This is a genomic window from Marinobacter sp. F4218, from assembly GCF_019443085.1.
GTDB classification, from domain to species: Bacteria; Pseudomonadota; Gammaproteobacteria; order Pseudomonadales; family Oleiphilaceae; genus Marinobacter; species Marinobacter albus.
The window spans coordinates 1,362,538-1,387,818 of sequence record NZ_JAHZIL010000003.1; the positions used below are offsets into that span (position 1 = coordinate 1,362,538).

Annotated in this window: 26 protein-coding genes; 13 read left to right on the top strand and 13 right to left on the bottom strand. The window is 60.0% G+C overall.

What is annotated here, in order from left to right; genetic code table 11:
- Positions 1-70: 70 nt before the first annotated feature.
- Together dut and coaBC are read right to left on the bottom strand one after the other, a co-directional pair.
- Positions 71-532, bottom strand: coding sequence for a dUTP diphosphatase (gene dut, locus K0B93_RS10260; RefSeq protein ID WP_219867117.1), 462 nt, complete (start codon positions 530-532; stop codon positions 71-73).
- A 39-nt stretch (positions 533-571) separates the two neighbouring features.
- Entirely contained in the window at positions 572-1,774 is a 1,203-nt protein-coding gene (gene coaBC, locus K0B93_RS10265; RefSeq protein WP_219867118.1) for a bifunctional phosphopantothenoylcysteine decarboxylase/phosphopantothenate--cysteine ligase CoaBC, read from the bottom strand.
- A 188-nt stretch (positions 1,775-1,962) separates the two neighbouring features.
- Here coaBC and radC point away from each other — a divergent pair, with 188 nt between their 5' ends.
- From radC to rpmG, 3 genes are all read left to right on the top strand, one after another.
- Positions 1,963-2,637 (top strand): RadC family protein, encoded by a 675-nt coding sequence (radC, locus tag K0B93_RS10270; protein ID WP_219867119.1) that lies wholly within the window; start codon positions 1,963-1,965, stop codon positions 2,635-2,637.
- 216 nt (positions 2,638-2,853) lie between these two features.
- The gene (gene rpmB / locus K0B93_RS10275; protein ID WP_008173462.1) at positions 2,854-3,090 is read left to right on the top strand and encodes a 50S ribosomal protein L28; all 237 of its coding nucleotides are present in this window, start codon (positions 2,854-2,856) and stop codon (positions 3,088-3,090) included.
- 11 nt (positions 3,091-3,101) lie between these two features.
- Positions 3,102-3,257: a 50S ribosomal protein L33 gene (rpmG, locus tag K0B93_RS10280; protein WP_008173465.1), complete on the top strand. Its 156-nt coding sequence runs from the start codon at positions 3,102-3,104 to the stop codon at positions 3,255-3,257.
- Positions 3,258-3,325: 68 nt separating this feature from the next.
- Here the strand turns inward: rpmG and K0B93_RS10285 are convergent, their stop codons facing one another.
- From K0B93_RS10285 to K0B93_RS10295, 3 genes are all read right to left on the bottom strand, one after another.
- On the bottom strand, positions 3,326-4,186 hold the full coding sequence (locus K0B93_RS10285; RefSeq protein ID WP_219867120.1) for an endonuclease/exonuclease/phosphatase family protein: 861 nt from the start codon (positions 4,184-4,186) through the stop codon (positions 3,326-3,328).
- Positions 4,187-4,246: 60 nt separating this feature from the next.
- Positions 4,247-4,885: a thiol:disulfide interchange protein DsbA/DsbL gene (locus K0B93_RS10290; RefSeq protein ID WP_219867121.1), complete on the bottom strand. Its 639-nt coding sequence runs from the start codon at positions 4,883-4,885 to the stop codon at positions 4,247-4,249.
- Between the two features lie 165 nt (positions 4,886-5,050).
- Positions 5,051-5,659 (bottom strand): c-type cytochrome, encoded by a 609-nt coding sequence (locus K0B93_RS10295; protein ID WP_219867122.1) that lies wholly within the window; start codon positions 5,657-5,659, stop codon positions 5,051-5,053.
- 174 nt (positions 5,660-5,833) lie between these two features.
- On the opposite strand from K0B93_RS10295, the gene yihA reads away from it, so the two are divergent.
- Positions 5,834-6,475 carry a ribosome biogenesis GTP-binding protein YihA/YsxC gene (gene yihA / locus K0B93_RS10300; protein WP_219867123.1) on the top strand — a complete coding sequence of 214 codons (642 nt, stop codon included), beginning with the start codon at positions 5,834-5,836 and terminating at the stop codon, positions 6,473-6,475.
- A gap of 197 nt (positions 6,476-6,672) precedes the next feature.
- On the opposite strand, the gene K0B93_RS10305 is transcribed toward yihA, so the two are convergent.
- On the bottom strand, positions 6,673-7,347 hold the full coding sequence (locus tag K0B93_RS10305; RefSeq protein WP_219867124.1) for a TetR/AcrR family transcriptional regulator: 675 nt from the start codon (positions 7,345-7,347) through the stop codon (positions 6,673-6,675).
- A gap of 182 nt (positions 7,348-7,529) precedes the next feature.
- Here K0B93_RS10305 and K0B93_RS10310 point away from each other — a divergent pair, with 182 nt between their 5' ends.
- The 5 genes from K0B93_RS10310 (at position 7,530) to K0B93_RS10330 (ending at position 12,104) form a co-directional block, all read left to right on the top strand.
- Entirely contained in the window at positions 7,530-8,975 is a 1,446-nt protein-coding gene (locus tag K0B93_RS10310) for a coniferyl aldehyde dehydrogenase (RefSeq protein WP_219867125.1), read from the top strand.
- A 64-nt stretch (positions 8,976-9,039) separates the two neighbouring features.
- Positions 9,040-9,678, top strand: coding sequence for a hypothetical protein (locus K0B93_RS10315; RefSeq protein WP_219867126.1), 639 nt, complete (start codon positions 9,040-9,042; stop codon positions 9,676-9,678).
- 26 nt (positions 9,679-9,704) lie between these two features.
- Positions 9,705-11,297: a GMC family oxidoreductase gene (locus K0B93_RS10320; protein ID WP_219867127.1), complete on the top strand. Its 1,593-nt coding sequence runs from the start codon at positions 9,705-9,707 to the stop codon at positions 11,295-11,297.
- 65 nt (positions 11,298-11,362) lie between these two features.
- A complete protein-coding gene (gene coaD, locus K0B93_RS10325) occupies positions 11,363-11,845 on the top strand; it encodes a pantetheine-phosphate adenylyltransferase (RefSeq protein ID WP_219867128.1) in 483 nt (160 codons plus the stop codon).
- Positions 11,846-11,855: 10 nt separating this feature from the next.
- Positions 11,856-12,104 (top strand): YfhL family 4Fe-4S dicluster ferredoxin, encoded by a 249-nt coding sequence (locus K0B93_RS10330; RefSeq protein WP_219867129.1) that lies wholly within the window; start codon positions 11,856-11,858, stop codon positions 12,102-12,104.
- Positions 12,105-12,152: 48 nt separating this feature from the next.
- Here the strand turns inward: K0B93_RS10330 and K0B93_RS10335 are convergent, their stop codons facing one another.
- The 5 genes from K0B93_RS10335 to K0B93_RS10355 form a co-directional block, all read right to left on the bottom strand.
- Complete coding sequence (locus K0B93_RS10335; RefSeq protein WP_219867130.1) at positions 12,153-13,442, bottom strand: DUF945 family protein; 1,290 nt, start codon at positions 13,440-13,442, stop codon at positions 12,153-12,155.
- Between the two features lie 14 nt (positions 13,443-13,456).
- Positions 13,457-15,598: a polyphosphate kinase 1 gene (gene ppk1, locus K0B93_RS10340; RefSeq protein ID WP_219867131.1), complete on the bottom strand. Its 2,142-nt coding sequence runs from the start codon at positions 15,596-15,598 to the stop codon at positions 13,457-13,459.
- Between the two features lie 68 nt (positions 15,599-15,666).
- Complete coding sequence (gene hemB / locus K0B93_RS10345; protein ID WP_219867132.1) at positions 15,667-16,683, bottom strand: porphobilinogen synthase; 1,017 nt, start codon at positions 16,681-16,683, stop codon at positions 15,667-15,669.
- Positions 16,684-16,820: 137 nt separating this feature from the next.
- Positions 16,821-17,846 carry a lipase secretion chaperone gene (locus K0B93_RS10350; protein ID WP_228743346.1) on the bottom strand — a complete coding sequence of 342 codons (1,026 nt, stop codon included), beginning with the start codon at positions 17,844-17,846 and terminating at the stop codon, positions 16,821-16,823.
- Between the two features lie 158 nt (positions 17,847-18,004).
- Positions 18,005-18,226: a hypothetical protein gene (locus K0B93_RS10355; RefSeq protein WP_219867133.1), complete on the bottom strand. Its 222-nt coding sequence runs from the start codon at positions 18,224-18,226 to the stop codon at positions 18,005-18,007.
- A 275-nt stretch (positions 18,227-18,501) separates the two neighbouring features.
- On the opposite strand from K0B93_RS10355, the gene K0B93_RS10360 reads away from it, so the two are divergent.
- The 4 genes from K0B93_RS10360 to panP all read left to right on the top strand — a co-directional run bounded on the left by K0B93_RS10360 (position 18,502) and on the right by panP (position 23,073).
- Positions 18,502-19,134, top strand: a complete 633-nt coding sequence (locus tag K0B93_RS10360) for a TetR/AcrR family transcriptional regulator (RefSeq protein WP_219867134.1) — start codon at positions 18,502-18,504, stop codon at positions 19,132-19,134.
- Positions 19,135-19,136: 2 nt separating this feature from the next.
- Positions 19,137-20,837: an isovaleryl-CoA dehydrogenase gene (locus K0B93_RS10365; protein WP_219867135.1), complete on the top strand. Its 1,701-nt coding sequence runs from the start codon at positions 19,137-19,139 to the stop codon at positions 20,835-20,837.
- 28 nt (positions 20,838-20,865) lie between these two features.
- Positions 20,866-21,204 (top strand): DUF503 domain-containing protein, encoded by a 339-nt coding sequence (locus K0B93_RS10370; protein ID WP_219867136.1) that lies wholly within the window; start codon positions 20,866-20,868, stop codon positions 21,202-21,204.
- A gap of 192 nt (positions 21,205-21,396) precedes the next feature.
- Positions 21,397-23,073 (top strand): pyridoxal-dependent aspartate 1-decarboxylase PanP, encoded by a 1,677-nt coding sequence (gene panP, locus K0B93_RS10375; protein WP_219867137.1) that lies wholly within the window; start codon positions 21,397-21,399, stop codon positions 23,071-23,073.
- 148 nt (positions 23,074-23,221) lie between these two features.
- Here the strand turns inward: panP and K0B93_RS10380 are convergent, their stop codons facing one another.
- Together K0B93_RS10380 and K0B93_RS10385 are read right to left on the bottom strand one after the other, a co-directional pair.
- A complete protein-coding gene (locus K0B93_RS10380; protein WP_219867138.1) occupies positions 23,222-23,488 on the bottom strand; it encodes a hypothetical protein in 267 nt (88 codons plus the stop codon).
- 99 nt (positions 23,489-23,587) lie between these two features.
- Complete coding sequence (locus K0B93_RS10385; RefSeq protein ID WP_219867139.1) at positions 23,588-25,147, bottom strand: inorganic phosphate transporter; 1,560 nt, start codon at positions 25,145-25,147, stop codon at positions 23,588-23,590.
- Positions 25,148-25,281: the final 134 nt, after the last annotated feature.

Consider the following 25,281-nt stretch of genomic DNA (forward strand, 5'->3'; position numbering starts at 1 on the left):
GCAGTTGTATTTTTTCATCCTGGACAAGGATTTTTTGCAAAGTATAGCCGTCGTCTCGGCCAGAGCCGGCTCAGTGGGTGCCCGTTGAACCAAAACCGCCTTCGCCACGGTCGCTGCTATCAAACTCGGAGACCACTTCGAGGTCAGCCTGCACAACCGGCACCAGCACCAGCTGGGCGATGCGTTCTCCGACCTCCACGGTGAAGGTGGTTTGCCCTCGATTCCAGCAGGACACCATCAGTTCGCCCTGATAATCCGAGTCGATGAGCCCGACCAGGTTTCCAAGGACGATGCCGTGTTTATGGCCCAGGCCGCTGCGCGGAAGAATCATGGCCGCCAGACCAGGATCGCCAATGTGAATGGACAGTCCGGTCCGGATCAGTTGCGTCTGGCCCGGCTCCAGGGTCAGTGGCTCGTCCAGGCAGGCCCGGAGATCCAGACCGGCAGAGCCATCGGTGGCGTATTCCGGAAACGCAATCTGTTGTCCGATGCGGTCATCAAGGACCCGCACCTGCAGTTTTTTTCTGGTCATGAATCATCCTTTATCGCATAGGCGGGCCGCGAACATCGGTCAGTCCGCCGCCCTGTTGAGATGCTCACCGATCAACGCCACCAGGCGATCGGCGATCTGTTGCTTGCTTTCCGGCCCGATCGATGTCTGGCCTTCCGGCCAGAATACGGTGACCGCATTATTTTCGCTGTTGAAACCCAGTCCCGGGACCGACACGTCATTGGCCACGATCATTCGGAGCTTCTTACGCTGCATTTTATCTCGCGCGTACCGGGCCACATCGGTCGTTTCCGCGGCAAAACCAACGGCGAAAGGCGCGTCCGTCCGCGCGGCAATCGTCGCCAGCGTGTCGGGGTTGCGCACCAGGGGCAACACCATCTGGTCACTGGACTTCTTGATCTTGTCGCCGGCACAGGTTTCCGGGCGATAGTCAGCCACCGCCGCACTGGCGATAAACACGTCGCAACCCTCATCAACGGCGGCAGAGGATTCACGCAACATGTCCTCGGCCGTGACCACGTTGCGAACCTGAATACCCGGCGGTACCGGAATTGTCACCGGCCCGCTGACCAGCACCACCGCAGCGCCGGCATCCCGGGCCGCTGCAGCCAGGGCGTAGCCCATCCGGCCAGAACTGTGATTGCTGATGTAACGCACCGGGTCGATCGGCTCGCGGGTCGGGCCGGCGGTGATCACCACCCGCTTTCCCGCCAGTGGACCATCGCGCCCGTCGCTGTTTATGAGTCCGGCCAGCACCAGGGGCTCCAGCATTCTGCCCGGGCCGGTATCACCACAGGCCTGCTCGCCCTGATCCGGCCCCCACAGAGTGATCTGAGGGTCCTCCTGCAGCAGCCGGATGTTCCGCCGGGTGCGGTGATTGCCCCACATCGCCTGATTCATCGCCGGGGCCACGGCAATCGGCGCCTCGGTGGCACAGCACAGGGTTGTGAGAAGATCATCGGCCATGCCCTGGGCAAGGCGGGCAATGAAATCGGCGGAGGCCGGCGCAATGACCACCTGATCGGCCCATTTCGCCAGCTCAATGTGCCCCATACCCGCTTCGGCCTCCGGATCCAGCAAGGAGGTGCGCACCGGCTCGCCGCTGAGCGCCTGGAACGTCAGTGGCGTCACAAAGGCCTCCGCGCCCCGGGTCATCACCACCCGCACGCTATGACCGGCCTTTTTCAACAGACGAACCAGTTCTGCACTTTTATAAGCGGCAATGCCACCGGTGATGCCGAGCAGAATTCGTTTGGCAGCCATACGGGCTCCGTATCCTCGTAAAAATAAAGGCTTATAAGATAGCACGCTCTGCCATTACAGGCAGCCTGCTTACCCATCCTGACGTTTACCGATTGTTACTTTTTCAAGTAACCTTTGTAACCCTGAGACTTACATCCCGGCGCCGGACGCGCCCGCCACGACACCACCCGATCTGCAAGGAAGCAACCATGCCCAATCCCGCCTGGCCCATGGACGAACGTCCCCGGGAACGCCTGCTCACTCACGGCGCTCCATCACTTTCCGATGCCGAGTTACTGGCGATCTTTCTCCGCACCGGCACAGCCGGCACCCCGGTGATGACGATGGCCCGCGCCCTGATCTCCGAGTTCGGCAGTCTGCGCGGCTTGATCACAGCCTCACGTACTCAGTTCTGCGGTGTGAAAGGGCTTGGAACCGCCAAGTACGCACAGGTCCAGGCCGCCATGGAAATGGCAAGGCGCGTGATGGACGAACCGCTACGCCAGGGCGACCCGCTGCGCTCACCGGAAGACACCCGGCGTTTTCTGACCAGCCGTCTTGCCACTTACCCTCACGAAGTGTTTGCGGGCCTGTTCCTTGATAACCGGCACCGGATCATCCAGTACCGGGAATTGTTTCGCGGTACCATCGACGGTGCCGCCGTCTATCCGCGCGAGGTGGTCCGCCAAGCACTGGACGATAACGCGGCCGCGGTGATCTTCGCCCACAATCACCCGTCCGGGGTGGCCGAACCCAGCCAGGCCGACATCGCGCTGACCCGAAGACTCAAGGAAGCGCTTGATTTGGTCGATATCAGGGTTCTTGACCATATGGTTGTTGGCCACGGTGAGGTAATATCGCTCGCTGAACGGGGATTGATGTGACTGCCGGAACGTGGCCTCCGGAAAACTGGCCAATTTCCCAACAATTTTTTGCGTTGGGGGGCGAGTTCTGGTATAAAAGCGTCCCTTTCTGGCGGCGTCTGGCGAGCAGCCTTCAGTTTAGAGGCTCGAACAGGGGCGCAAGCGCTCCTCAGCAACCAGAGACGCATTAAAAACGAATTCGTATTATTGAGACCATTGCTCAGGTCGGAGGCAAGTATGTCCAGAGTTTGTCAGGTTACCGGTAAGCGTCCGGTATCCGGTAACAACGTTTCCCACGCGATGAACCACACTCGTCGTCGTTTTCTGCCGAATCTGCAGAACCACCGTTTCTGGGTTGAGTCCGAGAAGCGTTTCGTGAAGCTGCGCGTTTCCACCAAGGGTATGCGCATCATCGACAAAAAAGGCATTGACGCTGTGCTGGCAGACCTTCGTGCCCGCGGCGAGAAATTTTAAGGAGCCGCATCATGCGCGAGAAAATCAAGCTGGTATCATCCGCAGGCACTGGTCACTTCTACACGACCAAAAAGAACAAGCGTAACACTCCGGAAAAAATCGAGATCAAAAAGTACGATCCGGTTGTCCGCAAGCACGTTGCGTACAAGGAAGCCAAGATCAAGTAATCATTGATCCGGCATCCAGAAAAACCCGGCCAGGCGCCGGGTTTTTTTGTGCCTGACTACCCGGCGAGTTAAAAGGTTTCCAGATAGCCCTTGGGCAAGGCCACGTCCATGGCGATCGGCAAATGATCCGAGACCGGGTAACTGACCACCTCGGAGCGGCGGATCTCCAGCGACGGACTCACCAGAATGTGATCAAGCGCCTTCTCCGGTCGCCAGCTTGGGAAGCTGTGCGCCGAATCCGGCAACGGCACCAGGTCCGTATCCTTCAACGGCGTCTGAGTCAGCAGTTCTTCCGCGTGATTGTTCATATCCCCCATCAAGACCACGTGGCGGTAGTCGGCAATCTGCTCGCGAATGTAGCCAAGCTGGCGCTGCTGCGCGGTCTTGCTGAGGGACAGGTGCATGAGCACCAGCACCAGGGGATCCTCCGCGGAACCGTAACGGGCGATGATTGCGCCCCGTCCGGGGATGAGCCCGGGCAACTTGTGCTCGGTGACGTCCAGGGGCCGGAAGCGACTCAACAGACCGTTACTGTGCTGGGCAATCTGCCCCAGATTACGGTTCAGTTGCTGATACCAATACGGGATGCCTGAGGCTTCCGCCAAGTACTGAACCTGGTTGATATAGTTACTGCGCAGACTACCGCCATCGCATTCCTGCAGCGCGACGACGTCGTAATTACTGATCAGGTGGGCAATCCGGTCCAGAGTCTGGATCCGCTTGCGATGCGGGAGGATGTGCTGCCAACTTCGGGTCAGGTAATGTTGATAGGACGACGTGTTGATGCCCACCTGTATATTGAAGGTCAGCAACCGGATATGGCGGTGGGCTTCAAACTCGGGCACATGGTCAACTCCTGAGCAACTGCCGCGAGGCTTATGGACCGCCTTGTTATTCCCGTTCAGTTGCTTGCGGATTCGCTTGTACATTACCCCAGCCCCACTATGCATCTGGAAAGCCCGCAACCCGGAAGCCGCGGGCACGCCGGATTATTCCGCGCCAGCTTCACGCTCCCGGGCCACCAGATAGTCGACCACTTCCAGTGCCGCTTCATGGCTGCCAGCCATGGACGCACTCACCTTGTACTTACCATTTACCAGCATAGTCGGAACACCGGTGATTCGCGCGCCGCGGATCTTGGCCTGAGCCTGTTGCATTCGGGCATTCACGCCGAAACTCTCGTAGTTCTTGAGGAACGCTTGCGCGTCCACACCGTATCCGGCCACAAAGTCCGCCAGCGCCTCCGGGGTATTCAACGGACGCCGTTCGCCGGCCAGGGCATCGAACAGGGCATCGTGAACCTTGTCGAGTTCACCCATGGCCTCGAGGGCATAGTAAGCGCGGGCGTGGGGCTCCCAGGAACGCCCCAGGGCGGCCGGCAGCATTTCGAAGTCCACGTCAGCGGGCAGATCCTGTTCCCAGGCTTCGACCACCGGCTTGAAGTTGTAGCAGTGGGGGCATCCATACCAGAACACCTCGGCCACCTCGATCTTGCCATCACTGTCTGTGCGCACCGGTGTGTCCAACTTCTGATAGTGCGTTCCTTCCTCCCAGGTTTCTGCACTGACAGGTGCACCGAAAGCAAACACTGCAGCCAGGAAAGCCGCCGTTCCGAGTGTTCTTATCATTAGGCATCTCCGATCTTAGGGATTCGTAAGTGTGAGGAATTATGACCCAGGCAACCTGAAAAGTTCCACAGGCGAGTGAAAACCGCAGGTTACAGAGCCGTAAGCAACAAAAAACCCCGCATCAGGCGGGGTTTTCCGGTTTCAGGCCAGGCGACGGTCAGGCAATCAGTGCAGGCCGGACACGTAGTTGGCCACGGCCTCGATCTCTGCGTCGGTCAGCCTTGCGGCCACGTCCATCATGATCGCAGCGTTGGAACCGGTCGCCCGATCGCCGCTGCGGTAGGCCTTCAGTTGCTTGGTCACGTACTCGGCGTTCTGGCCGCCCAGGCGCGGATAGCCGCCGGGCTCATTGCCCTTGCCCTGCGGGCTGTGACAACCGGCACAGGCCGGAACGCCCGAGGCCATATTACCGCCGCGGTACAGGGCGGCGCCCTGTTCGATCAGATCCGGATTGGCCTGGCTGACAATCATCTCCTGACTGTCAAAGTAAGCCGCCAGATCCTGCAGCTCCTGATCCGACTTGCCGTCCAGCAATCCGGTCATTTCTGCGATAACGCGATCACCCGACTGGATGGCAACCAGCTGGTCGTGCAAGTAGTTTTCGCCCAACCCTGACAGCTTCGGGTACGCCCCCATAATGGGTTTCTGGCCACCCTGGCCGTGACAACTGGCACATACCGCCGCGCTCTGTTCGCCCGCTTGAGGATCTCCTGCCCCGTGAGCCATCGCTGTGAGGCTAACACCGAGAACAACTCCTGCGATCAGTTTTTTCATGCTCGCTCCGCTTCTCTCATCTTAAAGGTATTCTTCGTTGTGCAGCCGGCAGGCACTGATCAGTCAGGCTCAAAACCGGGGCTGACAGCGGTCGCGCTCAGCGCGCCGCCCGGAATTGGTGTAGCATTATACATTAATCCCTGATAACTGAAATCCAAAGGAAAGCCGACCGCTGTGGACCCTGATCTGACTCAAAAATCCCTATCTTTTAACAGTGCCCGCTTCTTGATCAGCGCCTCCCGGCTGGATGAGTGTCCGCCGGACTTCGGCGCTGAAGTGGCCTTTGCCGGGCGCTCCAATGCCGGCAAGTCCAGCGCACTCAATGCCATCACCGCCAACGGCAAACTGGCCCGCACCAGTAAAACCCCGGGCCGCACCCGCCTGATCAATTTTTTCACCCTGAACAGGGAAGGCTGCCGCCTGGTCGATCTCCCCGGCTACGGCTATGCCAAAGTCTCACGGGACATGAAGGACGATTGGCAAAAGCACCTCGGCCATTACCTGAACGATCGGCGCTGCCTGCGCGGCCTGGTTCTGGTGATGGACATCCGCCACCCGCTCACGGACTTCGATCAAATGATGGTGGAATGGTGTGAACATAACAACCTTCCGCTGATGATTCTTGCCACCAAGGCCGACAAGCTGAAATTCGGGCAGGCGAAAACCGCCATGATCGGCATCGCGAACAAGCTCAAGGCGTTTTCCTGCGTACAGCACCTGATCATGTTCTCGGCAACATCGAAACGGGGCGTAGATGACTGCCGTGAGGCACTGATCGACTGGCTGGAAGCACCGGAGGCGGACGAAGAACCCTGAGCCAAAAAGAAAAAACCGGTCTGCCAAACGACAGACCGGTAAAACGTCAGGGTTTGCGACGTGCTAAAACCTGAGAACTCACTCAGGAGACGCAAGAAATGTCCGGATTTCCCACGTCACAATCTGTGACGGGGATTTCGCGCAAAAGTTCCAATCCCGATTATTTTTTAACCAGACTTTCGATTTCTACTTACACCTCATACCGGAACGCCCTCGAGCCTGCGCTCGGGCAGGGACGGTCGATAGTTCTCGCGCAACGCCATCACCCGATCACGATAGGCCGGCGTGAGGTAGGGAATCTCGAGGGTCAGCACCTGATAGATTCCCTGCTTGAGTTCCGTCAGGGTCAGGGCGGCATAGGTTTCCTCGGCGTGGGCAGTTTTCAGGAACGCCATCCAGTTGGTGATTACCAGCCAGACATTCAGTGACATCGCCGCCCGCAGATTGTCGGGCTGCTCCTCGATGATACCGGCCTCCGACAACTTCTCGAAAATCCGGCTGATGGCACTCAGGCAGCGGTTGGTGAACTCCCGATAGTCCTTACGCAACCGGGAATCGCTGTCCAGGAGATACTCCAGATCCCGATGGAAGAACCGATAACTCCAGAGACCATCAAAAACCGACTCCAGGTAGAACGTCATATCATCCAGGGTCATGGCCCGGTCTTCCGGAATATCCAGGTAGTAATCCACCAGCTTCTCGTACTCGAGGAAGATCTCGTAAATGATGTCCGACTTGTTGCGGAAGTGGTAATACAGATTGCCCGGAGAGATCGCCAGGTGCGCCGCTATATGGTTGGTGGTGACGTTGCGTTCGCCCCGCTCGTTGAACAGCTCGAGGCTGGAAAGCAGTATCTTGTCTCTGGTTTTCATAAACATGTCGGCGGTTGTTGTTATATCGCTCACGGATGGCCTGATAGGCCATCGCCCCCTGCTTGACTCCCTAGAGTATATACTCTAATAATACCCCCAAGCGCAAATTGAGCATTTTTTCGCCACCACACAACAACAGACGGCCGCGCGATCGCAGCGGCGTCATTATTGGGGAGTACGCCATGGGAGCCACTGTCGTCCAGCTTACTGAAAGCAAGAAGCAGATCCAGCACACCCATCGGGTTTTCGAGGATCAGAAAAAAGCGTTCCGCAACAACCCCATGCCCTCACAGACCGAGCGCCAGGAAAACCTCAAACGCCTGAAGCGAGCCTTGCTGACCAACCAGGATCGCCTGCTGGAAGCCATTGACCGAGACTTCAGCTGCCGCTCGCGGGACGAATCCCTGATCGCCGAGGTGATGCCCTCGATCCAGGGCATCAACTACACCCTGAAAAACCTGAGTGGCTGGATGAAGCCCTCGAAACGCCATGTGTCGGTGCTGTTCCAGCCGGCCAGCAACAAGGTTCACTACCAGCCCAAGGGCGTGGTCGGTGTCATCGTGCCCTGGAACTACCCGTTGTACCTGGCCGTTGGCCCCCTGGTCGCCTCCCTTGCCGCCGGCAACCGGACCATGATCAAGATGTCCGAGTTCACTCCCCATACCGCGGCCCTGTTCAAGGAGATCATCGAGGCGTCGTTCCCGGAGGATCTGATCTCGGTGATTACCGGTGAAGCCGATGTCGCCGCCGATTTCTCGTCCCGGCCCTTCGACCATCTGCTGTTCACCGGCTCTACCTCCGTCGGCAAGCTGGTGATGCGGGCGGCGGCCGAGAACCTCACGCCGGTGACCCTGGAGCTGGGCGGCAAATCACCGGCCATTGTCTCTCCGGACGTTCCCATGGAGGATGCCGCCCAGCGCATTGCCTTCGGCAAGGCGTTCAATGCGGGTCAGACCTGCGTGGCACCGGACTATGTCCTGTGTCCCGCCGACCGGGTACAGGCCTTTGTGGACGAATTCCGCACCCGGTTTTCGGAAATGTACCCGAGCCTGCGGGATAACGACGATTTCACCGCCATCATCAATGAGCGCCAGTACGACCGCCTGCAGGGCTACCTTGAGGATGCCCGCGCCAAGGGCGCCGAGGTTATCGAGATCAATCCGGCCCGGGAAAACCTTGGTGACGGCACCCGGAAAATCCCCTTGACGCTGATCCTCAATACCACGCCGGACATGAAAGTGATGCAGGACGAGATCTTTGGTCCGTTACTGCCAATCGTGAGCTACAACGGCTTGGACGAGGCCCTGCATTACGTCAATGATCGCCCGCGGCCCCTGGCCCTGTATTTCTTTGGCTACGACAAGGATGAGCAGACGCACGTGGTGGAAAACACCCACTCCGGTGGCATGTGCATCAATGATGCGCTCATGCACGTCGCCCAGGATGATCTGCCGTTCGGCGGCATCGGTGACTCGGGCATGGGCCATTACCACGGCAAGGAAGGTTTCCTGACCTTCTCCCACCACCGGGCCATCTTCTCCAAACAGAAATTCAACAGCGGCAAATTTGTGTACGCACCGCACGGCACTGCCGGCCACAAGATGGTATACAAGTTCTTTATCCGCTAACGCCCAACGTGGGAGTCCGTTCAGGGCTCCCACCCGCTCCAAAAATAATAAGAGAACAGGATCCATGAACGATCAGCCGCAAGCCCGATCGCCCGCCCACGACCTTGCCCATCTCGACCGCCGAAGCTTCCTTAAAACCGGCGTGGGCGGCACCCTGTTACTTGGCACCGCGAGTGTCGCGGCAGGTCTTGGCGGATGCGCCACGGCGCCCGCCGGTTCTCAGGACGACGTCGGCGCCCGCACCGGCGCAGGCTACCAATTCCGGTTTCTGACCCGGGACGACATCCAGCTGTTCGAAGCCCTGTTGCCTGCCATGATCGGGCCTGCCCTGACGGAAGAGCCGCGGGCCCGCCGCGTCGCCATGACCTCAACCATCGAACGCATTGACGCGGGGATTTACAAATTCGGGCCCGCCAACCAGCGTGAGTTGCGCCGCCTGTTTGACCTGCTCAATTTCGGTGTTACCCGCGTCACCGCGGCCCGGGTCTGGTCAAGTTGGCCCAATGTAACCACCGCCGAGGCCGATGCATTTCTTGAACGCTGGCGTACCAGCGGCATTGGCCTGTTCAATAACGGCTACATCGCCCTGACCAAGATCAGCAATGTCGCCTTCTACGGCCACCAGGATCACTGGCATCTATCCGGCTACCCTGGACCGCCCCAGTGGGCCGTCGACGCCCTGCCCCATATCAAAAACGCCTGATTCACCACCGAATTACGGAGCCAACCATGTCGTTAACCGATCGCATTGCCCGGGGCCTTGAGGCCGGCTGGAACGTCACCGATGGCGCCACTCTGGTTAAAAACCAGACCCACGAAGCCGATGTGGTGGTGGTCGGGACCGGTGCCGGTGGCGGCACCACCGCCGAGATCCTGGCCAAGAGTGGGCTGTCGGTGATTCTGGTGGAAGAGGGCCGGCTGTATTACCGGAAAGACTTCAAGATGGACGAACTCACCTCCTACGCCAACCTGTATCAGGAGGGCATGAGTCGGGTGACCCGCGACGGTGCCATTGCCATCCTTCAGGGCCGCTGTGTCGGAGGTTCCACCACCGTCAACTGGACCTCCAGCTTTCGCACTCCGGAGCAGACCCTGACCTACTGGTCCCGCCAATTCGGCCTGGATCATTTGACTCCGGACGCCATGGCCCCCTGGTTTGACGGTCGTGAAGAACGGCACTCCATGGCCCCCTGGCACATGGACCCCAACGTCAACAACGACATCCTGCGGCAGGGCTGTGAGAAACTGGGCTACCAGTGGCAGATTATCCCAAGAAACGTGAAGGGCTGCTGGAACCTGGGCTATTGCGGGGTCGGCTGCCCCACCAACGCCAAGCAGGGAGCGCTGATGACCACCGTGCCCGGTGCGCTGGATCACCAGGCCCGACTGTTCCACGGCCTTCGGGCCGATCGGCTGGTGATGAATCAGGACCGCATCGACCACCTGCAGGCCTCGGCCATGAATGCCGACAGCGTTACCCCGTCAGGCGTAACGGTGACCCTGAAAGCCCGCCATTTTGTCGTGGCCGCCAGCGCCATTGGCTCACCGGGGTTGTTGCTGCGCTCCGATGTTCCCGACCCCCATGATCGGGTTGGCAAGCGCTCGTTCCTGCACCCCGTCAACGCCACCATGGCCCAGATGCCCGAGAAGGTTGACCCATTCTATGGGGCTCCGCAGTCCATCTATTCCGACGAATTCAATTTCAAACACGGGGTGGATGGCCCCGCCGGCTTCAAGCTGGAAGTGCCACCGTTGCACCCTGCGTTGTCCGCCGGCGTCATTCCCGGCCACGGGCGGCCCCAGATCGATGCCATGGCTGACCTGACCCGGACCCAATCGGTCATCGCCCTGGTCCGGGACGGATTTCATCCGGAGAGTCCCGGCGGCACGGTGTCGCTCCGGGACGACGGCAGCCCGGTTCTGGACTATCCGATTTCCGATTATCTATGGAAAGGGCTGCGGCAGGCTTACCTGACCATGGCCGAAATCCAGTTTGCCGCTGGCGCCAAGCGGGTCCGGCCCGTGCACCTGGATTCTGACTGGTACAGCAGCTGGGCTGACGCCAAGGCCGCCATCGAGACCATTGCCATGGCACCGCACCGGACCAGACTCTTCACCGCTCACCAGATGGGCGGCTGCGGCATGGGCGCAAAACCGCAGGAGTCGGTGGTCAACGGCTTCGGCGAGCACCACCATGTGAGCAACCTCAGCGTGCACGATGCCTCGATCTTTCCGACCAGCATCGGTGCCAATCCGCAATTGTCGGTCTATGCCCTGGCCGCCAGGAACAGTACCCGGCTGGCAGGTAAACTCGCGGGGTAACCGCCAGCCGTTTTGGGATGGTCGGCAAACTGGTATTCTAGGCACTTCTGAAAAAGGAGCTGTGCATGCCGAAAGTTATCTACCCGGGCACCTTCGACCCCATCACCAATGGCCACACCGATCTGATAGAGCGTGCCGGCCGCATGTTCGATGAGATTGTTGTAGCGGTTGCCTACAACCCCAAGAAACAACCGCTTCTGAACCTGGAAGAACGTTGCGAACTGGTGCGTCAGGCAACTGACCACCTTCCGAATGTCAGTGTCACGGGTTTCAGCAACCTGTTGGCCGATTTTGTCCGTGAGCAGGGCGCCACGGTAATCCTGCGGGGGCTGCGTGCGGTTTCTGACTTCGAGTATGAATTTCAGCTGGCGGACATGAACCGTCGTCTGGCACCGGAAGTGGAAAGTGTGTTCCTGACCCCGGCCAACCATCTGTCCTACATCTCTTCGACCCTCATTCGGGAAATTGCCTCCCTGGGCGGTGATGTCTCGGAATTCGTCGATCCCGCCGTCGAGGCGGCCATGAAAAAGAAGTTTGAATCAGCCTGAGGTAACACAGATGGCCCTGATCATTACCGACGAATGCATCAATTGCGACGTCTGTGAGCCGGAATGCCCGAACGAGGCGATCTCGCCGGGAGACGAAATCTACGTCATCGATCCGAACAAGTGCACGGAGTGCGTCGGCCACTTCGATGAACCCCAGTGCCAGCTGGTGTGCCCGGTGGACTGTATTCCCCTGGATCCGGCCCATCGGGAATCCGAGGCGCAACTGATGGACAAGTACCGGAAGCTCACCGGGAACTGAAACGAAAAAAGCCCCGCAAGGGGCTTTTTTTCAGGCGCCACCGATGGCTCAGAGCAGCGGCGGCAGCGGAATTTCCCTGCCGTTCACGTCCACCATCAGGTCCTTCATGACCGCCTGCATAACCAACTGGTCGCCATCCTCGATCAGCAGACCCTGCTTGATCAACGGCGCAAGCTGCAGACGCACCTCCGGGTATTTCTCCACCAGCACCGTCGGCACGTTCAGACTCATGTCACCAGTCAGTCTTTGCATCACCATCAGCATCCCCGCCCGTTCGTCGGCGCTCAGCTCAGGGTGACCAATCATGGCGTGGCCGGTCACCGTGCCTTCAGGCGTCGACAGACTCAGTTCGGGGAAGCCCAGCGAGAAGCCGGACGCCGCCAGATCCCGCAATGCCTGGTTTACCTGCTCCATGGCCGCCATCTGCCGCTCCGGCTCCGGTCCACCGTTCGGGCCCGCCGCCACGACCATGGCCTGCAGGTCGGACATCCCGCCGGTCAGGGAGCTCCAGCTCGCCACATCCAGGTCTTTGAGGGCAAACTCGATGCGATGAGGACCGTAGCCCCGATCGGCTCGTACGATCTCTTCCAGCTCGATCGTGACCGTCGAATCGATCCGGGTCTCGTCGGCATTCGCCTCGGTGGCAGACGTCAGGCTGAAATCCCGGAAGTTAACGGGCGCCTCGGTCTTCGGGGTCACCACCATGGATCCGATATCCAATTCGCCGGCCCCGGTCCAGACATCACCAACCAGATGCTCCATGCTCTGCTCCAGATGGATGTCGGCAATTCGGATGTCGACTTCCGGGCCGGACAGACTCACGGCCGGCCACACCATCAGCGCCTCAGCCCGGGACCCGGCCTCGCTGATTTCAACGCGGGCCAGGCCACCGCTGGTGTTCAGCGACTCGCCGGTGACCTCATTGGTCATGGTCATCGTGGGCGCTTCCAACTCCACCGTTGCGGTTCCCCAGAGACGGGTTTCAAGCGTCAGGCGCGGTTCGGTATCCGGGAACCAGTCCGTGCCCTCTGGCGACCAACCACCCACCGGCTGGAAGTCCAGCAGGCTGCCGGTGACCCCATGACTCACGCTGGCCTTGTAATCGAGATGGTGGGATTCCCCAGTATCCGGGTTCTGGAGCACCAACGATCCGGTCAGCTCCGAGCCCAGCACACCGCGACGGTAGTTTCCGGTTTCCATCCGCACAAACGGCTGGGAGCGATTGACTTCCTCGGTCGCCTGCTGCCACTGCTGCTCGGTGACAAACCCGACGATCCAGGGCATGGCCCCGGCCACGACCAGCACCGAAGCGCCGGCAATCATCCATTTTTTCTGCAAGAAATCTCTCCGTCTCAGGGTTTGCTGGTCAGCCGCTCAAGCAACACCAGTTGCGACGCCAGTCGCTCCTCGCCCTCGGCAGGCTGATTCTGAATATAGCTGCCATCCGATTGCAGCACCCAGGACTGGCAATTATCCGCCAGGTACGTGTCGAGGTCCTCGCGGACGCGCGCCACCAGCGCCGGGTCTTCAATGGGGAAAGCGGTTTCCACCCGGCTGAGCAGGTTTCGCTCCATGCCATCGGCACTGGAACAGTAGACATCAGGCCGCCGGTTATTGCCAAAATAATACACCCGGGTATGCTCCAGGAATCGACCCACGATGGATCGCACCCGAATGTTTTCGGACAGCCCCGGTACCTCGGGCCGGAGGCAGCAGATGCCGCGGATGATCAGATCAATCTTCACGCCTGCCTGGGACGCCCGGTACAGTGCCTTGATCATCTCCGGTTCGGTCAGCGCGTTGAACTTGATGATAATCCGCCCCTTGTCACCAAAGCTCGCCTCGCGATCGATCAGGCTGAGCAGGCGGGTATGCAGGGTAAACGGCGCGTGAAACAGCTTCTTGATCTTCAGGGCCTTGCCCATGCCGGTTAACTGCTGGAACAGTTTGTTGACGTCATCGCCGATGGACTCATCGCAGGTCATGAAGCTGTAGTCGGTATACAGGCGGGCATTGCCAGCGTGGTAGTTACCGGTACCCAAGTGTACGTAACGGCGTAACCGGCCCTCCTCACGACGGACGATAAGAATCATCTTGGCATGGGTTTTGTAACCGACCACGCCATACACCACGATCACTCCAGCCTCCTGAAGACGACTGGCCAGCTCGAGGTTTTCCGCTTCGCTGAAACGGGCCCGCAATTCGATAACGGCAGTCACCTCCTTGCCACGCCGGGCCGCATCGGCCAGCGCCTCGACAATCTCGGAATCGGCGCCGGTGCGATACAGGGTCTGGCGAATCGCCAGTACCTGGGGATCCTTGGCCGCCTGGCGCAACAGGTCCACCACCGGACTGAAGTTCTCAAAGGGGTGGAGCAGCAGAATCGGCTGCTTGCGGATACTGTCGAACATCGAGTCCTTGCTGCGGATCAGCTTCGGAATCGAGGGGGAGAACCCGGAGTAGGTCAGGTCGGGCCGATCCACCAGACCACTGACGGCCATCAGTCGGGTCAGGTTCACCGGTCCGTGCACCTGATAGAGATCGCGTTCCGTCAGCCCGAACTCGGTCAGCAGGAACTGCATCAGCTCCTCGGGACAGTTATCCGCCACCTCCAACCGGACCCCGTCACCAAACCTGCGACTGAGCAACTCACCCCGCAGGGCCGACGCCAGGTCTTCCAGGTCGTCTTCCAGCTCCAGGTCGGCGTTGCGGGTCAGGCGGAACTGGTAACAGCCCTTCACCTCCATACCCGGGAACAGCTCGTCGGCGTGGGCGTGAATCATCGACGACAGGAACACCAGATTCTCACCTCCGTTACACACGTCGTCGGGCAAACGCACGAGGCGCGGCAAAGACCTTGGCGCCGGCACAATGGCCATGCCGGTCTCACGGCCAAAAGCGTCCTTGCCATCAAGCTCGACAATGAAGTTGAGGCTCTTGTTGACCAGGCGCGGGAACGGATGGGACGGATCCAGTCCGATCGGACTGACCACCGGAAGGATTTCCTCCTCGAAGTAGTTACGCACCCATTCGGCCTGAGCCGGTGTCCACTCCCGGCGGCGGACGAAATGGATATTCTCGCGTTCCATTTCCGGGATCAGGACGTTATTCAGGATGTCGTACTGTTCGTGGATATGGTCGTGGGCCACCCGGCTGATTTCCGACAGCACCTGCTCGGGCATCATGCCGTCCATACCCACGGTCTCCCGGCCATATTTCATCTGCTGGCGCAGACCGGCAACACGGATCTCGAAGAACTCGTCCATGTTGCTGCTGAAAATACAGCAGAAGATCAGACGGTTGATCAGAGGGTGGGTGGTGTCCAGAGCCTGCTTGAGAACCCGGTAATTGAACTGCAGCTGGCTGATTTCCCGGTTGAAGTAATTCTCGCTGGCATCCAGGTTGATGCCGTCGTCGACCGCAGGCACATCCATAGCTTCGGGCGCGCCCTGGCCACTGTCCGACTTGGGTTGCTTCGCCGTTTCCGTCGTCATAATCCCTCAATTCCAGTTGGATGCACCACCGGCCTCGCGCCGGCCATGCTGTCGTATCGTTTGCCGATTCAGCGTCGCTGCTCGCGCATCAGCCGCGCCGCGCGTACGGCGAAATAGGTCAGAATGCCATCGGCGCCGGCCCGGCGCATTGCCATCAGGCTCTCCATCATCACGGCATCACCATCAAGCCAGCCGTTCTCTGCCGCCGCCATGTGCATGGCGTATTCGCCACTGACCTGATAGACGAACGTGGGCACCTGCAGCTCGGACTTCACCCGGTGCACGATATCGAGGTAGGGCATACCGGGCTTGATCATCACCATGTCGGCCCCTTCTGCCAGGTCCATGGCCACTTCGTGTATTGCCTCGTCGGCATTGGCAGGATCCATCTGGTAAGTCGACTTGTTGCCCTTGCCAAGATTGCCCGCAGAGCCGACCGCATCCCGGAACGGCCCGTAATAACTCGAGGCATACTTGGCAGAATAGGCCAGAATCCGGGTATTAACATGCCCGGCGGCTTCCAGCGCCTCCCGGATGGCGGCGACACGGCCGTCCATCATGTCCGAGGGAGCGACCACATCTGCGCCGGCGTCGGCGTGGGAAAGCGCTTGGTTAACCAGCGCCTCCACGGTGACGTCGTTCATTACGTACCCGTCATTGTCGATGATTCCGTCCTGCCCGTGGGTGGTGAACGGATCCAGTGCCACATCGGTTATCACACCCAGTTCCGGGAAGGCCTGTTTCAGGGCGCGAACCGCGCGCTGGGCCAGGCCGTCCGAATCCCAGGCGCCAGAGCCGGACAGATTCTTTTTTTCGGCGGCCACCACCGGGAACAGAGCGATTGCCGGGATGCCCAGTTCCACCAACTCCGCTGCCTGCTCCACCAACAGGTCCACGCTCAACCGCTCAACGCCGGGCATTGACGGCACCGACTCCCGCTGGCCCTCGCCTTCAAGGACAAACACAGGGTAAATCAGGTTGTCGGGAGCCAACTGGTTCTCCCTCACGAGGCGCCGGGAAAAATCACTCGCGCGGTTGCGACGTAAGCGGGTGGCGGGAAACGCACGGGGGGTGGGACTCGGCACGAATAACCTCCTGATTGATGACGGGAACTCAATGGCTGACGACAACGCCGGAATGACGCTCTGCGCCCATCATACACGGCCTCGGCCAGCAGTTGCAGACTCCCGCATCAGGATAGGAACGACGCGTGACAATCGGGTTACCGAATCGAATCCAGCGCCTGGGCTCGAATGCGCTCCCGTTCATCGAAGCGCTGGTTTCGCAGGCGATCAAGGGCGACCTGCAACTCGGGGCCTGCCAACCCGGATGCCATCAGCCTCTCCCGCTCCGTCGAGTAGGCCTGCCAGCGCCGGGTCCAGTCCGCCTGTTCCTGCTCCAGCGTCTCCAGCCGTGCCGCGGTTTCGGCACCAAATGCCTCTTGCCGCCACGCCCGAAGGGCCACCGGATCGTCCGCCAGCTCCTGGCGCGCCCGTTCGTAGTCGGCAAAGCGTCGGGTATCTCTCCGCGCCCGGCGCAGGGACTCCGGTAACGATGCCTCGGCGTCTTCCAGAGCCGCCTGCCTTTGCTGAGGGGTCAGTTCCGGATCCCGGGCTATGCGAAGTTTTTCGACCTGGAAACGATCTATCGCTTCATCCTGGGCAAAAAACGCCTCCGCCGTCGCACTGTCCAGCCAGGTCCGTCGCAGGGCATGGATTTCTGCCATCCGCCGCTGCATTTCCAGGGCATCCAATCCGTCCCCGTAGCCGGCTTCAAGGTCGGAAACCGCCAGCTTGTAGTCAAGGTAGGCGCCCAGGGTTTCCAGGGCCTGGCTTCGAGCCGGCTCTTCCAGAACCGACAGGGTTTGTTCGATTCGGGCAACCAGCTGCGAAAGGGACTCCTCCCCGAGCGCAGACAGGTAGTATTCGAACATCTGCCGCAGAGCCAACGTCGGGATAAGCCCACCGAAGGCATCCACCCGCGCCCATCCGCCCGGAACGGAGGTGCCGGCCAGGGAGGCGGGCATTTGCTCCGGCACCGGCACATCCCGGGGCCGACCCACCAGTTGCGAGGGGGGCGTGGATTCTTGCACCGACGGCGCCTTACCCGGGATCAATGATGAGGGTTCCTGCGGTGTTATGACGCCCTGGGTTTCCCCGCCCATCGTCCCGGGCCATAGCCAAACGATTGCGGTCAGACCGATCAGGACCAGCGGTACGAGAACCGGAGGGCGGGCGAAGGCATTCATGGTCAGGGCTGTCCGTGTTCCCGGGAATTGGCTACCGCACCGGATTAACTCCGGACACGATGGGATTGCACGAGCATAAACCAGGTCGACCAGGCGTACCGAGAACGACGTCAAAAACAGGACCGGGAAGGATTATCCCGGCCTGTCCTGACAAGGAATCACAGGGAGCGGTTATTGAAACCCACGTCCACCTTGCGGGGGGAATCAGATCGGAAGTACGTATCAACCTCCTGAATTTTCCCTCCCTGGCTCAGGTAGGCTTCGATGTCTGCCTGCAACTGGGCACGAACCCGCGCACGGCCTGCAATGGTATGGCTGTCGTCACTGTCGCCGCCCCAGTTTCCGGACGACTCCAGATTGCTTTCGTCGAATTCACTCATGATATTTTCTCCATCAACGAAAACAGATGGTCGAGTGCCGGCAGCCCACTCAGGGCGACTACACTCAGTCTCGACGAACTGCCAACGGGGGCATCGTCTTGGCGTCTTTATAATCCGGTTTTTGTGACTGCGCTATTTCTGAACAATGCCTTTTTTGTAACTTTTTGTAACCAAAAATAACACGCTGATTTTATGTGACAAAATGGACCAATATCAGAACCCTGACAGATTGACTAAAAGAATGAATAATGATTCACTACTTGTAGGGAGCCGGTATGGCTTATCGTGAAACGGAGAAAATGCGCCAACGCAAGGCCGAGGCACGGCAGCGCATCATCGACTGCACTTATGAATGCGTCGCCAGGGGCGGTTTCCGGAGTGCCCGGATCACCCGGATCGCAGGCCTCGCCGGCGTAGCAACCGGCACTATTTATCGGCACTTTGACTCCAGGGAAGACCTGTTCGCAGAAGTATTCCGCCTGGCGACCCAGCGTGAAGTGGACAAGGTCGCCGAGGCATTGGCAACCAGCGACGAGGCCGATGTGCGTCTGGAAAAGGCATTGCGGCAGTTCGCCGAACGGGCGCTGAGAGGGCCGACGATGGCGTGGTCACTGATTGCCGAGCCAGTGGACCCCAAGGTTGAAGAGGAACGGCTGAAATACCGGAAGGCTTACGCAAGCCTATTCGAAACAGCGATCCGAGACGGCATCGAAGAAGGATGCATTCCGGACCAGGACGCCTGCCAGAGCAGTACCTGCCTTGTGGGCGCAATCGCGGAGAGTCTTGTCGGCCCGCTGTCTCCAACCCAGGCCGGAACGAAGCCCGCGGCTACAACTGACAACAACGATATGCTGGTCAACACCATTATTCGCTTCTGCATGCAGGGGTTGACCGGCACCAGGAGATAGCCATGAACGCACGGCAGCCCCATCCCGAGAGTCAGACCGGCAATACCGAAGACCGGTATCTGGCCAGCACCCACGACGTGGTGAACCAACCGCCAGCACTTGAGGACTACAACCTCTTCGAGCAGGACATGGCCCTGCAGGAAGCGGCCACTCGGGAAGGGGCCAGCTGGGCCGAGGATGACCTGAAACGGTTTGGCGCTCTGGCGGGTGCCGCGAACACTATCGATCTTGGGTTCCGTGCCAACAACAACAAGCCGGTGTTCAACACCCATGATCGGTTCGGGCATCGCATCGACGAGGTGGATTTCCATCCGGCCTATCATGAGCTGATGGCTATCGCCATGGAGCATGGCCTGCACAGCAGCCCCTGGACCCATCCGGGCACGGGAGCGCACGTTGCCCGGGCCGCCAAGTACTACATGCATTCCCAGGTGGAAGCGGCCCACTGTTGCCCGATCACAATGACGTTCGCTGCCATACCCTCAATCCGGAAACAGCCGAACCTTGCCCGGGACTGGGAACAGAGGATCCTCGCCAACAGCTACGACCCCCGCAACCTTCCCGACGGCCAGAAAGCCTCGGTGACCATCGGTATGGCGATGACCGAGAAACAGGGCGGCAGTGACGTTCGCGCCAATAGCACCAAAGCCTACCCGGTAGGTCTTGAGGGTCCGGGCCAGGCCTACGAACTGGTCGGCCACAAATGGTTTGTCTCGGCCCCGATGTGCGACGCTTTCCTGGTGCTGGCGCAGTCCCGCGGCGGCCTGTCCTGCTTTCTCATGCCCCGCTGGCGGCCGGATGGCAGCAAGAACCCGTGGCAGATTCAACGCCTCAAGAACAAGATGGGCAATGTGGCCAACGCCTCCAGCGAGGCCGAGTTGCGAGGCGCCCTGGGCTGGATGGTCGGCGAAGAGGGCCGGGGCGTACCCACGATCATCGAGATGGTGGCCATGACCCGCTTTGACTGCATGATCGGCAGTTCCGCCGGCATGCGCCAGGCCGTGGCCCAGGCCACTCACCACTGCCGCCATCGCAGCGCTTTCGGCAATCGCCTGATCGATCAGCCCCTGATGCAGAATGTACTGGCCGATCTGGCCCTCGAAAGCGAAGCGGCGCTGGCCTACACCATGCGCATTGGCCGGGCGCTGGACAGTCAAGGTCAGGAACACGAACGCCTGCTGGCTCGCCTGGCGACCCCGGTGGGCAAATACTGGATCTGCAAGCGGTCTCCGAATCACGCCTACGAAGCCATGGAGTGCATTGGTGGCAGCGGCGTGATGGAGGACTGCATCATGCCCCGGCTGTTCCGGGAGTCTCCGGTCAATGCGATCTGGGAAGGCAGTGGCAATATCCAGTGCCTGGACACCCTGCGCGCCCTGCAGAAAGAACCGGACACGCTGGACGCCTTCTTCCGCGAAGCGGCCCTGGCGCGGGGAGCCGACGCCCGTTTTGACCGGTTCCTGGCCCAGTTGCAGAACGACTTTGCCGACATCAGCGACTTCCAGTACCGGGCCCGCAATCTGGTCGATCGCATGGCCCTGGCGCTGCAGGCCGCCCTGCTGTTGCAGCATTCGGACCCGGCGGTCGCCGATGCCTTTTGCGCCACCCGCCTGGAAGCCGGCGGCGGGCTCAACTACGGCAACCTGCCCTCAGGGACGGACGCCGCCGCCATTATCAAACGTGCAACACCTGTAGTAGGCTAGTCCGATCCCATTCTGAGCACGGATCACTATGTCTGAAGCCCTCCGAAAACTGCTGAGCCAGCCTGGCCCGCAACCGGTGATCACGCCCCACGTGGGCGTCCTCACCCTGCACTTCCAGCTGTACGGCTGCGAAGATCTCAAGGCCAAACGCAAGGTATTTACAGCCCTGCGCGCGGTCTGGGGCAGAGAGCCGGATCTGGCGGTGTCCGAAACCGCGGACCAGGACGCTCTGGACTGTGCAACCTGGACCATTGCGGCACTCGGCACCTCGTCCCAGCAGATTACCCAGCGCCTCGACCAGGTTGAAAAAGCCATCGAGGAACGGGTGGATGCTGCCATACTGGATATCCACCGGGAAATTCTCTGACCTGCCGCGCGCACTGGAACGGGGCCTTGTGGCGTAACGTCTTCTCACGCCGTATACTACGCCCCCTCAGGGATGCCAGTGCGCCTGCCTGCTACAGGCGGCGAGTTACCAACGCCGGATCAACACTTCGGCAATATCCGTCGGGCATCCGGAACCGGCCCTGCGGATGACCACTGATTACGTGTGGTACCTATGACCGGAAAGAAAAAATCCGCCCAGGCCTCGGTTGAGGCCATGTATCGCGTGTTCACGGTGCCCGAGGCCCCGGAATCCACGCTGAGCCGGATCGACCAGAACATCTCCAGAAATCTTGCAGGCTTCCTGCAGGAGCATATCGTTGCGGTTGAACGGGACCTATCGGAAGTAGAGAAGAATTTCTCCGACTACGCGATCCCCGAAAAACCCGTGTTCGTATCCGAGCAGGCCCAGTTCCTGCTCGATAAACTGGTGGCCAATTCCGTTCATACCGCCTCCCCGGCCTTCATTGGCCACATGACCTCAGCGCTGCCGTATTTCATGCTGCCGCTGTCCAAGATCATGATTGCGCTGAACCAGAATCTGGTGAAAACCGAGACTTCCAAGGCGTTCACACCCATGGAACGTCAGGTCCTCGGCATGATTCACCGCCTGGTGTACGAAGAGGACGGCGCTTTCTATCGCAAGTGGATGCACAACCCCCGCTATGCCCTGGGCGCCATGTGCTCCGGCGGCACCATTGCCAACCTGACAGCACTCTGGGTGGCCCGCAACCGTGCCTTCCCGGCCGAAGGCAACTTCCGTGGTCTGCATCAGGAAGGTCTGTTCCGGGCCCTGAAATACTACGGCTATGAAGGAGCGGCAATCGTGGTATCCCGCCGGGGCCACTACTCACTGCGCAAGGCCGCCGATGTGCTGGGCCTGGGCCGGGAGTCGCTGGTGCCGGTGGATACAGACGATGAAAACCGCATCCAGACCGACGCTCTGCGCGACAAATGCCTGGAACTTCAGCGCCAGAAGATCAAGGTCATGGCCATCTGTGGGGTAGCAGGCACCACCGAGACCGGCAACGTCGATCCGCTCGACGGAATGGCGGACATCGCCCGGGAATTCGGCGCCCATTTCCATGTGGATGCGGCCTGGGGAGGCCCAACCCTGTTCTCACGAACCCACAAGCACTTGCTCCGGGGCATTGAGAAGGCCGACTCAGTCACCTTCGATGCCCACAAACAGCTTTACGTGCCCATGGGCGTCGGTCTGGTGGTCTTCAAGGACCCGAGCCTGGCCAGCGCCGTAGAACACCATGCCCAGTACATCATCCGGAAGGGTTCCCGGGACCTGGGCAGCACCACCCTGGAGGGTTCACGCCCAGGCATGTCGATGCTGATCCATTCCGGCCTGAAGATCCTGGCGCGGGAAGGCTACGAGATTCTGATCGATCAGGGCATCGACAAGGCCAAGACGTTTGCCGGGATGATAGAGGACGAACCGGACTTTGAACTGGTCACCCGACCGGAGCTGAACATCCTCACCTACCGCTACTGCCCGGAAAATGTCCAGAAGGCCCTGGCAATGGCGGACCCACTGCAGGCGGAGAAGCTCAACACCTGCCTTAACCGCATCACCAAGTTTATCCAGAAAACCCAGCGGGAGCGGGGCAAGGCGTTTGTCTCACGAACCCGACTGGAACCATCACGCTACTATCACTTCCCGTGCATCGTGTTCCGGGTGGTGCTGGCGAACCCGCTGACCACGCGGGAGATTCTGACGGATATTCTGGCTGAACAGCGGGAACTGTCGACGGATGAGGGGATTCAGGACGAGATGAGCATTCTGCATCAGATGGCCGATGCAGTGCTGAAACAGGGCCAACTTGGTGCCAGACAGGCCTGAGGCCTCACTGGCGCGGAAACCGCAAAGAAGTCGGGTAACTGACCACAACACGCTGTGAACACATCCCTGTGCGCTCGGCTCCGTCATCCATGGCTCCGCACGGTTGTGGTCGGTTATCCGCCTCCCTCACTGAGGATCAAGGCTGACTTCAGTAAAGCGCCTCTTCGTCATCCAGCACTTCGTGAATGATCTCCAGGAACATGTGATCCGCATCGCTCCAGCTCTCAGGGATCCGGATCGTGGTATTGGCGCTGATCTCCCGGGCAATGATCTCGTTCGCATTCGGCTCATTGCGATGCTTGCGGGCAATCTCCATGGACTTGACGGCGATGGTCGGCTCACTCAGCACTTTCTTGATGAACACTCGCAGCTCATCAATGGTCTTGGCCTGCCGGCTCTCTACAGATGAACTCATACTTCACTCCACGGACAAATATGGATGCCAGAGGGGCGTGCTCGCCCCTTACCTTCAAATAGTATGACCAAACTGACGGGCTGCAACCAGCCCGGTCGATCAGATCAGCAACCCGCGCAGGGTGAAGAACAGGATCGCCGCCATGATGGCCGAGGCCGGCACGGTGATGATCCAGGCCGCCGCAATCTTCATCAGATGTGAACGCTTGACCATTTCTTCCCGATAGATCTTTTTCAGACGCTTGCGCTCGGATTTCACCAGCGGTACCTGCTTATTCTTCTTGGCCTGCTTCAGCAGCTTTTCCATTTCCTCGACCGAGGCATTGCGGAAATCATCCAGGAAGGGTTTCAGGCGCTCCTGCTCCTCCGGATCATGATGTTCCATGATCTTGTGCAGCTGGGTCGCGTAGTTGGACTTCAGATACTCGCGCAGGAAACCGACGCCGAATACCCCGCCAAGCGCGATGTGGGTGGAACTGACCGGCAGACCGAGCTGAGAAGCCAGAATCACCGTCAGTGCCGCCGACAGGGCGACACAGAACGCGCGGGTCTTGTCCAGTTCGGTGATTTCGCTGCCCACGGTCTTGATCAGGCGCGGACCGAACAGCATCAGGCCGACGGCGATACCCAGCGCGCCGACCAGCATCACCCACAGCGGGATACTGGCTGCCGTTACCACCCCACCCGAGGCCAGGGCATCGTTGATCGCCGCCAGCGGGCCAATCGCGTTGGCAACGTCGTTAGCACCGTGCGCAAAGCTCAGCAGGGCAGCGGCAAAGATCAGGGGCCAGGTAAACAGTGAGCTTACGCCCACGGCGCTGTTTTCCATGGTGGCCGCCCGGCGATTCACCATGGTGCGGACCAGCACATAGGCCAGGGCTGCCGCCACCAGACCAATCAGTGACGCCTCCAGGAAGTCGACCTTCACGACCTTCTTGACGCCCTTGATCATCAGGTAGGTCCCGAAGGCCCACGCCATAATGGCCACCAGCAGGGGCACAAAGGTGCGCGCCGCAGGAACGACATCCTTGCGATACAGCACCGTTTTCTTGATCGCGAACAGGAACAGCGCGGCCAGCGCGCCCCCGAGAACCGGTGAGATGACCCAGCTGGCGGCGATCTTGCTCATTACCGCCCAATCTGCGATGCCCCAGCCGCCGGCGGCAATGCCTGCACCCAGGACGCCGCCAACAATGGAGTGCGTGGTCGAGACCGGCGCCCCCATCCAGGTCGCCAGATTGAGCCACAGCGCCCCGGCCAGGAGCGCAGCGGTCATCAGCCAGACGAAGGCCTGACTGTCAGCCAGGGACGTCGGGTCGATGATGCCGCCCTTGATGGTCGACACCACTTCGCCACCGGCAATCAGGGCGCCGCTGGCCTCGAAGATGGCGGCGATAACGATTGCACCCCCAAGGGTCAGCGCCCCGGAGCCAACTGCAGGCCCCACGTTATTGGCAACGTCGTTGGCGCCGATGTTGATTGCCATGTAGCCACCGATAACGGCAGCCGCCATTAACAGCATGCTGTTAGGCATTCCCTGGCTGAAAGAACCAACGGTCAGCCATATGCCGAGTAGAAACAGCAGGCTGAATCCGACCCTGTATCGTTCCGTGGAAGGGCTGGTGAGAAGAGTATCCAGAAATCCGGTTGAACGGGCCATAACAGATTGGGTCTCGTTTGGTCTGAATGGGGAAACTGCGACAGTTACGCGCCGCAACTATAAATTTTTTGACATCAAATTGAAATAAACGGGGGTATAGCTCACCCAGATCACACAATGAGTAGCCAAAGGAT

Bases quoted from the DNA above. Each gene is read 5' to 3' on its own strand.
- dut (WP_219867117.1), bottom strand. From the start codon at position 532: ATGACCAGAAAAAAACTGCAGGTGCGGGTCCTTGATGACCGCATCGGA.
- coaBC (WP_219867118.1), bottom strand. From the start codon at position 1,774: ATGGCTGCCAAACGAATTCTGCTCGGCATCACCGGTGGCATTGCCGCT.
- radC (WP_219867119.1), top strand. From the start codon at position 1,963: ATGCCCAATCCCGCCTGGCCCATGGACGAACGTCCCCGGGAACGCCTG.
- rpmB (WP_008173462.1), top strand. From the start codon at position 2,854: ATGTCCAGAGTTTGTCAGGTTACCGGTAAGCGTCCGGTATCCGGTAAC.
- rpmG (WP_008173465.1), top strand. From the start codon at position 3,102: ATGCGCGAGAAAATCAAGCTGGTATCATCCGCAGGCACTGGTCACTTC.
- K0B93_RS10285 (WP_219867120.1), bottom strand. From the start codon at position 4,186: ATGTACAAGCGAATCCGCAAGCAACTGAACGGGAATAACAAGGCGGTC.
- K0B93_RS10290 (WP_219867121.1), bottom strand. From the start codon at position 4,885: ATGATAAGAACACTCGGAACGGCGGCTTTCCTGGCTGCAGTGTTTGCT.
- K0B93_RS10295 (WP_219867122.1), bottom strand. From the start codon at position 5,659: ATGAAAAAACTGATCGCAGGAGTTGTTCTCGGTGTTAGCCTCACAGCG.
- K0B93_RS10305 (WP_219867124.1), bottom strand. From the start codon at position 7,347: ATGAAAACCAGAGACAAGATACTGCTTTCCAGCCTCGAGCTGTTCAAC.
- K0B93_RS10310 (WP_219867125.1), top strand. From the start codon at position 7,530: ATGGGAGCCACTGTCGTCCAGCTTACTGAAAGCAAGAAGCAGATCCAG.
- K0B93_RS10315 (WP_219867126.1), top strand. From the start codon at position 9,040: ATGAACGATCAGCCGCAAGCCCGATCGCCCGCCCACGACCTTGCCCAT.
- K0B93_RS10320 (WP_219867127.1), top strand. From the start codon at position 9,705: ATGTCGTTAACCGATCGCATTGCCCGGGGCCTTGAGGCCGGCTGGAAC.
- coaD (WP_219867128.1), top strand. From the start codon at position 11,363: ATGCCGAAAGTTATCTACCCGGGCACCTTCGACCCCATCACCAATGGC.
- K0B93_RS10330 (WP_219867129.1), top strand. From the start codon at position 11,856: ATGGCCCTGATCATTACCGACGAATGCATCAATTGCGACGTCTGTGAG.
- ppk1 (WP_219867131.1), bottom strand. From the start codon at position 15,598: ATGACGACGGAAACGGCGAAGCAACCCAAGTCGGACAGTGGCCAGGGC.
- K0B93_RS10350 (WP_228743346.1), bottom strand. From the start codon at position 17,846: ATGAATGCCTTCGCCCGCCCTCCGGTTCTCGTACCGCTGGTCCTGATC.
- K0B93_RS10355 (WP_219867133.1), bottom strand. From the start codon at position 18,226: ATGAGTGAATTCGACGAAAGCAATCTGGAGTCGTCCGGAAACTGGGGC.
- K0B93_RS10360 (WP_219867134.1), top strand. From the start codon at position 18,502: ATGGCTTATCGTGAAACGGAGAAAATGCGCCAACGCAAGGCCGAGGCA.
- K0B93_RS10365 (WP_219867135.1), top strand. From the start codon at position 19,137: ATGAACGCACGGCAGCCCCATCCCGAGAGTCAGACCGGCAATACCGAA.
- K0B93_RS10370 (WP_219867136.1), top strand. From the start codon at position 20,866: ATGTCTGAAGCCCTCCGAAAACTGCTGAGCCAGCCTGGCCCGCAACCG.
- panP (WP_219867137.1), top strand. From the start codon at position 21,397: ATGACCGGAAAGAAAAAATCCGCCCAGGCCTCGGTTGAGGCCATGTAT.
- K0B93_RS10380 (WP_219867138.1), bottom strand. From the start codon at position 23,488: ATGAGTTCATCTGTAGAGAGCCGGCAGGCCAAGACCATTGATGAGCTG.
- K0B93_RS10385 (WP_219867139.1), bottom strand. From the start codon at position 25,147: ATGGCCCGTTCAACCGGATTTCTGGATACTCTTCTCACCAGCCCTTCC.